13 protein-coding genes are annotated in these 11,296 nt (G+C 26.9%); 2 read left to right on the top strand and 11 right to left on the bottom strand.

The features are described from left to right. The first annotated feature begins 60 nt into the window (after nt 1-60). Nucleotides 61-552, top strand: coding sequence for a YceK/YidQ family lipoprotein (locus Q1J48_RS02485; protein ID WP_300328148.1), 492 nt, complete (start codon nt 61-63; stop codon nt 550-552). A 92-nt stretch (nt 553-644) separates the two neighbouring features. Here the strand turns inward: Q1J48_RS02485 and udk are convergent, their stop codons facing one another. From udk to Q1J48_RS02430, 11 genes are all read right to left on the bottom strand, one after another. Next, nucleotides 645-1,271: a uridine kinase gene (udk, locus tag Q1J48_RS02480; RefSeq protein ID WP_300360937.1), complete on the bottom strand. Its 627-nt coding sequence runs from the start codon at nt 1,269-1,271 to the stop codon at nt 645-647. Nucleotides 1,272-1,381: 110 nt separating this feature from the next. Next, a complete protein-coding gene (gene queF, locus Q1J48_RS02475) occupies nt 1,382-1,864 on the bottom strand; it encodes a preQ(1) synthase (protein ID WP_300360935.1) in 483 nt (160 codons plus the stop codon). A gap of 72 nt (nt 1,865-1,936) precedes the next feature. Beyond that, nucleotides 1,937-2,632, bottom strand: a complete 696-nt coding sequence (gene queC, locus Q1J48_RS02470) for a 7-cyano-7-deazaguanine synthase QueC (RefSeq protein WP_300360933.1) — start codon at nt 2,630-2,632, stop codon at nt 1,937-1,939. Between the two features lie 11 nt (nt 2,633-2,643). Further along, on the bottom strand, nt 2,644-3,219 hold the full coding sequence (folE, locus tag Q1J48_RS02465) for a GTP cyclohydrolase I FolE (RefSeq protein WP_300360931.1): 576 nt from the start codon (nt 3,217-3,219) through the stop codon (nt 2,644-2,646). Next, the gene (gene queE, locus Q1J48_RS02460) at nt 3,219-3,887 is read right to left on the bottom strand and encodes a putative 7-carboxy-7-deazaguanine synthase QueE (RefSeq protein WP_300360929.1); all 669 of its coding nucleotides are present in this window, start codon (nt 3,885-3,887) and stop codon (nt 3,219-3,221) included. The genes folE and queE overlap by 1 nt, the downstream gene beginning before the upstream one ends. 4 nt (nt 3,888-3,891) lie before the next feature. Further along, complete coding sequence (locus Q1J48_RS02455; protein WP_300360926.1) at nt 3,892-4,314, bottom strand: 6-pyruvoyl trahydropterin synthase family protein; 423 nt, start codon at nt 4,312-4,314, stop codon at nt 3,892-3,894. Between the two features lie 255 nt (nt 4,315-4,569). Further along, nucleotides 4,570-5,919 carry a CoA-disulfide reductase gene (locus Q1J48_RS02450; RefSeq protein WP_300360945.1) on the bottom strand — a complete coding sequence of 450 codons (1,350 nt, stop codon included), beginning with the start codon at nt 5,917-5,919 and terminating at the stop codon, nt 4,570-4,572. A 141-nt stretch (nt 5,920-6,060) separates the two neighbouring features. After that, nucleotides 6,061-6,831, bottom strand: coding sequence for a dimethylarginine dimethylaminohydrolase family protein (locus Q1J48_RS02445; RefSeq protein WP_300360923.1), 771 nt, complete (start codon nt 6,829-6,831; stop codon nt 6,061-6,063). Between the two features lie 26 nt (nt 6,832-6,857). Continuing rightward, nucleotides 6,858-7,583 (bottom strand): basic amino acid ABC transporter substrate-binding protein, encoded by a 726-nt coding sequence (locus Q1J48_RS02440; protein ID WP_300360920.1) that lies wholly within the window; start codon nt 7,581-7,583, stop codon nt 6,858-6,860. A 312-nt stretch (nt 7,584-7,895) separates the two neighbouring features. Beyond that, on the bottom strand, nt 7,896-8,444 hold the full coding sequence (gene rnmV, locus Q1J48_RS02435; protein ID WP_300329623.1) for a ribonuclease M5: 549 nt from the start codon (nt 8,442-8,444) through the stop codon (nt 7,896-7,898). Nucleotides 8,445-8,453: 9 nt separating this feature from the next. After that, on the bottom strand, nt 8,454-9,650 hold the full coding sequence (locus tag Q1J48_RS02430; RefSeq protein WP_300360940.1) for a class I SAM-dependent methyltransferase: 1,197 nt from the start codon (nt 9,648-9,650) through the stop codon (nt 8,454-8,456). Between the two features lie 366 nt (nt 9,651-10,016). On the opposite strand from Q1J48_RS02430, the gene Q1J48_RS02425 reads away from it, so the two are divergent. After that, a partial coding sequence (locus tag Q1J48_RS02425; RefSeq protein ID WP_300360917.1) for a sialidase family protein occupies nt 10,017-11,296 on the top strand: 1,280 nt, incomplete at its 3' end.

Here is an 11,296-nt window from a genome sequence, read left to right as displayed (position 1 = left end):
ACAGAAACACATAAACCAAGTATAAATCTTTAATATTATAAAATATAAAAGGAGAAATTTATGAAAAAAATAAGTATAGCTTTAATATCATTATTATTGGTAGGATGTATCTCACTTAATAAAAGAGGTGAGTATTCTAGTACAAAGTCTCCTGGAAGATATGAAGAGATGCCATATTTTCCAACATTAACTGTTCAAGATTCTGAAACTATTAAAATGTATAAATCTGTTTTAACTCATTCAATTATAGGGATTCCAATACTTGCTGTGGATTATATAGGCTCTATAGCAATAGATACGGTATGTTTACCTTTTGATGTACACAGAAATTTATCAGATATTCCAAAAAGAAAAGAATATAAAGAAATATTAAACAAAAGAGAAGCAGTATATGGGGAAGCAGTGAAAAAATTAGAAAAAGCTAAAACTAAAAAAGAAAAAGAGGAAATAAAAAGTAAATATAAAAAAATTACAGATGATTATTATAGACAATTACAAAAATTAGATAGAGATTTCACTCTTTTCAATGTACAAAGAGATCTATTTGATTAAAAAGAAGATAGTATAAAAAAATTTTTTATAAAAAATATATTAGAAATTAAAAAAGAGAGCAGTACAAAATTTTTATGCTCTCTTTTATTTTACTATTTATTTTTTTCTAAATAACCTTTTAAATTACTAACTACCATATCAATGGCAACTTTATTTTTTCCACCTCTAGGGATAATTACATCAGCATAACGTTTACTAGGCTCACAGAATTCTAAGTACATAGGTTTTACAGTAGTAAGATATTGATTTTTTACAGATTCAAAACTTCTACCTCTTTCATTCATATCTCTCTCTATTCTTCTTAGTATCATCTCATCAGCGTCTGTATCTACAAATATTTTAACATCAAGAAGTTCTCTTATTTCAGGGACAGCAAAAATTAATATTCCTTCAACAATAATAATTTTAGATGGATTAATTTTTACACTTCCCTCTTTTCTTGAATGAGTAGTAAAATCATAGATAGGTCTGTCAATAGATTCACCATTTTTTAATGCTAAAATATGTTTTCTTAAAAGTTCAAATTCAATAGAATCTGGATGGTCAAAATTTACTTTAGCTTTTTCTTCAAGAGTCATATTAGTTAGTTCTTTATAATAAGCATCTTGTTCAACTAGAGTGGCATCTTCAGCTTTAAAAGCTTTTACAAGATTATTGGCAACAGTTGTTTTTCCACTACCACTACCACCAGCTACTCCAATTAAAATGCAATTCTTCATATATTATATCCTCCTATATTTATATAAATTTTCTTATTTTAAATATTATATCATATTATCGTAAAAAAGAAAAATTATAAAATTCAAAATAGAAAAATTATAATAAGATTCTATCTATTATCAACTTTTTCAGGGTACATATCGTGATTTGCTAATCTATGATTTGCAATCTCTTCCCATTTAGTTCCTTTTTTTCCATAATTACAATATGGATCTATAGAAATTCCACCTCTTGGAGTAAATTTTCCCCAAACTTCTATATATTTAGGATCCATTAATTTAATAAGATCTTTCATTATAATATTTACACAATCTTCATGAAAATCTCCGTGATTACGGAAACTAAAAAGATAAAGTTTTAATGATTTACTTTCTACCATTTTAATATTTGGTACATAAGATATAATTATATTTGCAAAATCTGGCTGTCCTGTGATAGGGCAAAGGCTTGTAAACTCAGGACAATTAAATTTTACAAAATAATCGTTATCTGGATGTTTATTATCAAAAGTTTCTAAAATTTCTGGTGCATAATTATCTGGATATTTTACTTTTTGGTTTCCTAATAGTGTTAAATCGCTTAAATCTCTCATATTATTCTTGTATAGTAAATATATAAAATATTTACTTATACAACCTCCTTTTTTATATTTTTTATTTAAATTTTATTTGGCTTCTCTTATTTTTACTAAAGGATCTACAGAATTATTTATTAAAAATGCTTTTTCTCTATCAATACAAGTAGCACATTTTCCACAAGAGTATTCTTCCCCTTCATAACAGCTCCAAGTTAATTCATAAGGAAGATTTAATTCAAGTCCTTTTTTTACAATATCACTCTTATGAAGTCCTACAAAGGGAGCCTCTATTTTTACTTTTTTACCACTACCTAGCCATATAGCCAAATTCATGGATTCATTAAATTCAAAACTACAATCTGGATAAGCATTTCCAGCAACATCATCACTGTGTGCTCCATAATAAATGATATCACAATTTTTAGAAAGAGCTATACTAGCAGCAGTTGATAGAAATAACCCATTTCTAAAAGGAACATAGGTAGAAATAACTTCACTATCACTATTTTTTAATTGTTCATCATAAGTTCCTTGAGGAATATCTTTGTCAGAATGAGAAAGTAAGGAACAATCACTATATGCAAAAATTTTTGCTAAATTCATTTCAATAAGTTCAACCTTATAATAATTTGCTATTTTTCTAGCAGATTCAAGTTCCTTTGTATGTTTTTGTCCATAATAACTTGAAAGAGCAACTACATTTTCATTTCCATATTTATTTACAGCTAAAGCTAAGCAAGTAGAACTATCAACTCCACCACTTAATAAAACTAATATCTTCATTTTTTATCACCTTAAATTTTATTATATATTCTATTTTGTAGATTATAATTATCTTTAAATTTCCCCATAAAAAGAGAAGTTTCTGTAAAACTGTTAGTTTTAGAAATACCACGAGCAGTCATACAACTATGTTTTCCTTTTATCAATACAGCTATATCTTCTGATTCTATGATTTTACTCATAATCTCAGCTATATCTCTTCCTATTTTTTCTTGAAGTTGTAATCTTTTTCCAACCATATCACAAATTCTAGCTATTTTACTAAGTCCGATAACCCTATTTTTAGGTATATACGCTATTGTAACCACCATGTCATACATAAGAGCTAGGTGATGTTCACAACAACTAAAAATTTCAATGTCTCTTATAACTACAATATCATCACTATTTAAATTATTATTTATTTCAAAACTTTTATTAAAAAGGTTTGCTATCTCATCATTTGTATAGTTCATTCCTTCAAAAATTTCTTCGTACATATTAGCAACTCTTTTAGGAGTATCAATAAGTCCCTCTCTATCTGGATTATCTCCAAGGGCTATTAAAAGTCCACGAATATGTTTTTCTATTGCAACTTTATCTATCATTACACACCTTTACTTTCTGGATCCCATATTACTTTATGAATTTGAAGTTGAAAATTTACGCCATTTAATTTATATTTTTTCATAAATTCTACAATTTCAGATAATTCAATCTTATCAAAAACAGGGCTTATATATACCCCACATTTTCCAATTAAAGAGTATTTTTCAATTATATATCTTGCTTTTTCTAAGTCTTCCATACTTCCAGATACAAATTTAACAGTATCTTTTTCAGTAAGATATTTAAAATTTTCTAAATCCATTCTCTCTTCCATTAAACTACTTGGAAGTTTATAGTCCATAGTAAAAGATGGAGGATTTGTTAGTTTACTAAATTTTTCAAGATTAACACTTCCATTAGTTTCTATTTCAACTTTTAAATCTTGATTTTCAGCTAATTTTTCTAAAAGTTCAACTATATTATTTTGTAGTAATGGCTCCCCACCAGTTAAAGTTACGTTTGTTATACCACTTTCTAAAATTCTTTTATATATTTCATCTGCACTCATAGAAATATAAGGAGAATCCTCTGAATTAGCCCAACGAGTATCACAGTAACTGCAATTTAAATTACATTTTTGAAATCTTACGAATATAGCCAATTGTCCAGCTTTTCTACCTTCTCCATTTATACTTTCAAAAATTTCAACAACTTTATATTTTTCCATATTATTACTCCTCACTATATGTTGCACAATTATTCGGTGTTTCATAAACACTTATTTTTTTAACTTTTAATCCTTTATTTTTAAAATAGTCATAGACATATTTAGAAAAATTTTCAGCAGTAGGTCTAAAATCAATCTCTATGATTCTAAAGCCATCTTCTTTTAGTGCATTAAGAGTTAAATCTCTCATTGTACCTCTTTCAATAATAAGAGAGTGATCTAGATAATCAGCTAAATCTTTTAAATCTTTTTTTATATCTCCAAAATCCAATATCATTCCTCTTAAATGTCCACTTTCTTGTAAAAAATTATCAAAAATTTCTAATTTTATTGTCCAACGATGCCCATGAATATTTCTACATTTTCCATTGTATCCAGATAAAAAATGTGCACTATCAAAGCTAGCTTCGGTAATTAAAGTATACATTAAATTTTTCCTCCTAAAATAAAAAAACTCAAAAAATACCCTAGTACTTTTTGAGTCTATTCCAAAAAATTGTAATAAAAAAAAGCCCTAGTTTTGTTTATAGACAGGATGGTACAAATGAACTGTCTGTTATTTTATTATTCTTTTGACAAAATTAATACTAACATATTTTTTTAAATTTGTCAAAATATTTTATTAAAAAATGAAAATAGCTACTAGAAAATATCTAGTAGCTATTATTATAAAAAATTAAATTTATTTTGCTAAATTACCTGCTACATTTAAAGCATCCCAAGCATTTGAAAATGGAGGAGCATAACAAAAATCTATTTTTCTAAGGTCATCTACCTTTAATTTAGAATAAAGAGCTGTTGATATTACATCTACTCTTAAAACTGCTCCACTTTTTCCAATTATTTGTCCTCCTAAAATTAATCTAGTATCAACATCATAAATTAATTTTATATAAATATCTTCTTCACCAGGATAATAACCAGCATGATTTTTATCTTTCATAAATAAAGTTTTATAATTTAGTCCCTTAGCTATTGCTTCTTTTTCACTTATACCTGTTCTACCAGCTTCAAGATCCAAAACTTTTATAGCTGCTGATCCCAATGTTCCACAAAACTCACTATTTAATCCAGCTAAATTTTCTCCAATAATTCTTCCTATTTTATTAGCAGTAGTGCCAAGAGGAATGTATACATCTTCATTACTTATCATATGATAAACACTAGCACAATCTCCACCAGAATAGATATCTTCTATATTTGTTCTTCCATATTTATCTATGATTAAAGCTCCGTTTTTTAACATATTTATTCCACTATCTTTTAAAAATTCTGTGTTTGGTCTTACTCCTGTAGCAATTACAACTAAATCAGCTCTATACTCATTTTTATCAGTTTTAATACCAATAACTTTTCCATCTTTTTCTATTATCTCTAGAACCATCTCTTGAAGTAATAATTCTACCCCTTCATGACTTCTTATTTCCTCTTCCATAATATCAGTTATTTCTTTATCAAAACTTTCAGCTAAAACTCTGTCACCAAGTTGAATAACCTTTATATTTTTCTTTTTAAGATTAACACAAGCTTCTAAAAGTTCAAGCCCTATATATCCAGCTCCAACTATTATTATATTTTGATTTTCTTCTTTATCCATCTCTTTTTTTAGATTTAATCCATCGGAAAATTCTTTTAAAGTAAATACTCCTTTTGCATCAATATTTTTTATAGGTGGAAGTATTGAGTGAGCTCCTGTTGATATCATTAATTTATCATAATTATCTTCAAAAATCTCACCAGTTTCCCAATTTTTAACTTGAATAGTTTTTTTATTAGGATCAACTTTTATTACTTCATGATTTATTTTAACATCTATATTTACTTTTTTCATATCTTCAATAGTACGAGCTTTCATCATATCAGAATTTTCAAAAAAGTTTCCAACATAGTATGGAAGACCACAAGCTCCCCAAGAAATAATATCAGATTTTTCATAAATTAAAATAGTAGAGTCCTTATCTAGTCTACGAAATTTTGCAGCTGCAGACATTCCAGCAGCAACACCACCAACAATGATTACCTTCATAATTATCCCTCCTTGACTATATTTAAAAAATATTATTTTTAATATTTTCTAAATATAGTATACACTTTTTTTTTAAAAAAGTTAAGAAATAATTTATATTTTTTATAAAATTATAATGATTATAAAATTAAAACTTTTAAACTAGAGTTAAAATCTTAATGAAAGACAACTTAATCCACCATCTATTTTTCTAAACTCAGAAGTATCTGTACATATAACTTTATAACCAGCATCTTCTATTAATTTTTTTACTTTTGGATATCCACTAGGAACAATTACATAATTATTTACCCAAATACAATTAGAAGCATATGCTTCATCTTCAGGAACTATAATTTTTTTAAAATCTTTAAAATCTTCTTTATTTATAAATTCACCAGATACCAAAAGGGTATTATTTTCTATATAATTAACCCCTGTTTTTAAATGTAAAACTTCTTCTAAAGTAACTTCACTTCCACTAAAACCATATTTATTTAAAATTTCTATAAATTGTTTTATCCCTTCTGAATTAGTTCTAGCTGATTGTCCAACATAAAAATGATTACCAACCATCATAACATCTCCACCATCAAGAGTCCCTGGAAATTTAATATAATGAATATCATTTTCGTCAAAATATTTTTTTAAAGTATCAACTATATATAGTGTTTCTTTGTTTCTAGAACTTGCTCCAGGATTTGTAACTATTGCACATTTAGCAGTAACCACTGCCACATCCTCTACAAAACAAGAATCAGGAAAATCAGCCAACTCATCTAAAACTTCAACAGTTACTCCACATTTTTTTAAAGTTTCAATATAATTATTATGTTGAATTAAGGCATTTTCATAATTTGGTTTTCCTAATTGTGGTGCTGATGTTATTCCTTCAGATATAGATTTGCTAGGCTTTCTAACTATTATATTTTTAAACATATTTATCACTTCTCCTCATTTTTTATTTATATTTTATATTTTTCTTGTAATTTTTTTAATGTTCCATCTTTTTCTAATTCTTCTAGAGCTTTATCAAAATCATCTCTTAATTTTTCATCATCTTTATTAAATGCTATTGATTTTCCTTCACCTGGACCATATCCAAAAACAGCTAATTCAGGATTATTTTTTATATATTCCTCTGCAACAGTCTCATCAATGATTAAACAATCTACTTTTTTATTTTTTAAGGCTATTAAAGTTCCACCAGTTGATGAAAAAGCTACAACATTAGCTCCTTTTATACTTCTTGCAGTGGTTTCATTAGTTGTTCCTAAATCTACACCAAATTTTTTCCCTTCTAAATTGTCCATAGTCATTGGATTATCTTTGTTCATTAGAAAAGCTGTTTTTGCTTCATGATATGGAATAGAAAAATTAACTACTTTTTCTCTTTCTGGTGTTGAACTGATACCTGCTATTACAATATCAATTTTTTTTGTTTGTAGAGCTGCGATAAGTCCATCAAAATTCATATCCTGCCATTCATATTTAATACCGGTTTTTTTAGAAATTTCTTCAATTACATCAACATCATAACCTACTATTTTTCCATTATCTAAATATTCAAATGGTGGGTATTCAGCTGTTGTACCTACTTTGTAGATTTTATTTGTATCTTGCTTTCCATTACATCCAACAATTGCTAAAATTGTAAATGCAGTTAATAAAAATTTAAAACTCTTTTTCATAATTATTTGTGGAAGATTATATCTTCCAACTCCCCCTTTCAAAATTTTCAAAAAATAAAAAACAGACTCACATTTTAATGTGAATCTGTTTATACTTTGCTATATAAAAAAACTATAGGATAAGGTAAATCATATTAAAATAAAATACACTTCTCCCCTTTTTCAAAAGATATAAAAAGATTTAGGCACATTAAAATTCTAAAAATATTTAATTGTAAATATTTCCTAAATCTTATTGTCCTTAACATTTTTACACCTCCAAAAATTTTATTGACAGAATAATATCATAATTTTTTTTGTTTGTCAACAAAATTATTTATTTTCCTCAAAAATTTCTTCCATAGCTTTAAAGAACTCTTCTCTACTTATCCCATAGTTATTAAGTTTTGAAAGGAGTTGTTTTCCGTTAGAATATCCTATGCCTAACTTCTCTCCTAATTTTTCTCTTAAAAATTTAGAATTAGGATGACCTACTAAATGCTGATCCATAAGATCATTTATAAAAAAGTTTTCTTCTTTTGTTACCATTTCACATTTTGCAAGCTCTAAAGCTTTTAGAATAGCTTCAGGAGAGGCATTTTCAACACCGATATCCCCATCTTTTTTTCCTTCCCATCTATTTATATAAGCTTGTTTTGCTTCTGGGAAACGCTCTTTTATAATTCTTCTTATTTGAAGTCCAGCAAAATCTGGATCAGTTAAGATAATAATCCCTCTATTTTGATAGGCCTTTTCAATTCTTTCTAGATTTTTTTTAACAGAAAATCCATGAACTGCTATAACTTCAGCATTGACTGCTCTTTTAACTGCTGTGATATCATCTCTTCCCTCTACCACAATAATTTCTTTTATTATTTCCATTATATCTCCCTAAATTTTAAAATATGGTTTTAAAAGTTCATCTAATATTGGATTAATTCCTAAGAAACTTTTATAAACTTCATATTCTTTTAATTTTTTTTCTAAATTAGCTTGATTAACTTTGTCTTTTATTCCTCTTATTAGAATATTTTTAGGAGTATGCTCCATATCTATAAATTCCATAACTTGAGTTTTATATCCACAAAGTTCAAGAGCTTGTGCTCTAAAAGCATCTGTTGCTATTGAGGCAAACTTTTCTAAAAGTATCCCATGCTTTCCTATTGGATTTTCAAAGCTGAAAAATTCACTTTTTTTATTTTTTGACATTTTTTCATTAAATTCATGCTGACAACAAGGAACAGCAAGAATTGCTTTAGCATCCAACTCCATACCTTTCAATAGTGAATAATCAGTGGCATTATTACAAGCATGAAGAGAGAATATCATATCAACATTTTTTAATTTATTAAAATCTTTTATATTTCCAGTTAAAAATTCTATATTTTCAAGATTTAATTCCTTAGCTATTTGATTACAGTGGGCTATTACATCTTCTTTTAAATCCAGACCAATAACTTCAAACGTCATATTTTGTATATTTTTTAGATAATAGTGTAAAGCAAAAGTAAGATAAGATTTTCCACAACCAAAATCCACTGCTTTAATATGAGTATCTATATATTTTTTATTTTTTAATTCTTTTATAGTATCATCTATAAATTCTAAATATTTATTTATTTGTCTAAATTTATCATAGCTTTTTTTAAAGACTTTTCCATCTTCTCCCATTATTCCAAGTTTAATAAGAAAAGGAACTGGTTTACCATCTTCCAATATATATTTTTTTACTTTATTGTGTTCTAAAGAACAAATCTCTTTAGCGTTACAAGCTGATTTCATATTAAAATCTTTTTTTCCTTTGATTATCTGTATATCATATTCAGTGGTAAATAATACATATTGATAAAAATTATCAACTATATCAGCTAGTTTTTCAATAGCCTCCTCAACAGTGATATTTATATGATATGCTTTATTATTTTTAAATTGCTCAAATTGGTATAGAAAATTGTTTTTTATCATAAGAGGCTTGATTATAATTTTTGTATATTCATAATCCCCCTTCATATTAGAAAAGATACATTTTGTAACTTTCTTTTCTTGAAAATTTTCTTTTAAAAGAGCAAGAGTTTTTTCTCTATCTATCTTCATTATATACTCCTTAAATTTATTTTTATCACAGGATATTTTATCACGGTAAAACTTTTCTGTCTAGTAATATATAAATTTATTAAAAGAAAATTATAAAAAAAGACATTTTATTTTTAGCTATAATTTCTCTAGTTCTTCCTTATCTATTAAATTTTAATGACCGTAAATATTTCAATAATTTTAATTTTAAAACTTTTTTTAAAAAAATATTGCATAAATAAAAAAAATATGTTAAGATTATTTTGTTCTCGAGTACAAAAAATATGTCGGAAATAAAAGGTAATTTTATTTCATCATAAATTAAGCATTAATCATCTAAAAACTTGTAAAATTTTATACTAAATATTTCTAGGAGGATTTATGAAAAAACTTACATTACTTACATTATTTTGTGCATTAGCAACAGGAGCTATGGCTGGAGATGGTTGGAATGAAAAAATGGCTATTTTTGAAAAAGATAAACCTAACAATGGAAACTATTATAGAATACCAGCAATAACATCCACATCGCAAGGAACTTTAATTGCAGTAGGAGATCATAGACATAATCACTGGGGAGATATGGGACAGGGACAACAAATAGATTTTGGAATAAAAGTGTCTCATGATGGTGGAAATACATGGATTGATTATCAAGAAAAAGATAATTGGGTTGGTTCTGACTTAGGAACAGAAGGGAATAAAGGGATTTCAGATCCAGCTATAGTTCATGATCCTAATACAGGAAAAACTTTTTTATTTGGATATAGAAATGATAAGTGGATTGGAGATAAAAATGGAAATTTTGATTTCTATATGTATACTTCAAAAGATGGTGGAGTTACTTGGGATAAAGGTCAAAGTATGAAAGATTTAGTTCCAGAAGGATATAAGTATATTTTACAAGGTCCAGGAAGTGGAATGACATATAATGGAGTTATATATATGCCTATTCAAGCTTGGCATCATAAAGATGATAGCAGTACTACCTGTACATCAGGTTTTATGTATAGTAAAGATGGTGGAAATACATGGGAAACAGCTGTTTTAAGACCTGAAAATTATCCTGTTGGAGCAGAAGGAAAACCTGATATATCATCTGAGTCTAACATTTTTCATCACAATGGAAAAATTTACTTGGCTATGAAACCAGAAACAGGTAGAGAGACAAAGAAAAGAGTTGTTTATGCGACTAGTGATTTTGGAAAAACTTGGGAAAGAGTAGAAGAAAACTTTATACCAGACGATATAGCACAATGCGAAAGCAACTCATTAGCATTAAATGATCAAGTTTATTTAGTGAGTTATACTAAAGATAAACCAGCTAGAAGAAATGGATTATTTATAACAACAAACACAGGAAAGACTATTCAAATTATGGAAGGAAAGGTTGATGGTTATACATCAATGACACAAGATTTGGATAATTTATATATTCTTTTTGAAGAAAGTGGTGGAATGTCAATGAGAAGATATGATATATCATCAAAAGAATATACTAACTTAAATGCTCAGATATTAGAAAGAGGTCAAGGGCTTTTAGATGTTCAAGATAAATTAATGTTAAGTAAAAACTATTTATCAGGAGAGTATACTAACCAAAGTGATAAAGGTGTTGAATCAGTTATTGAATTAAATAACTTTAAATTAGGAGCTTTCCA

The organism is Fusobacterium sp. (genome assembly GCF_029258315.1).
Classification (GTDB): Bacteria; Fusobacteriota; Fusobacteriia; order Fusobacteriales; family Fusobacteriaceae; genus Fusobacterium_B.
The sequence above is the reverse complement of the archived record's forward strand: the minus strand, read 5'-3'. Positions and strand labels throughout refer to the sequence as shown.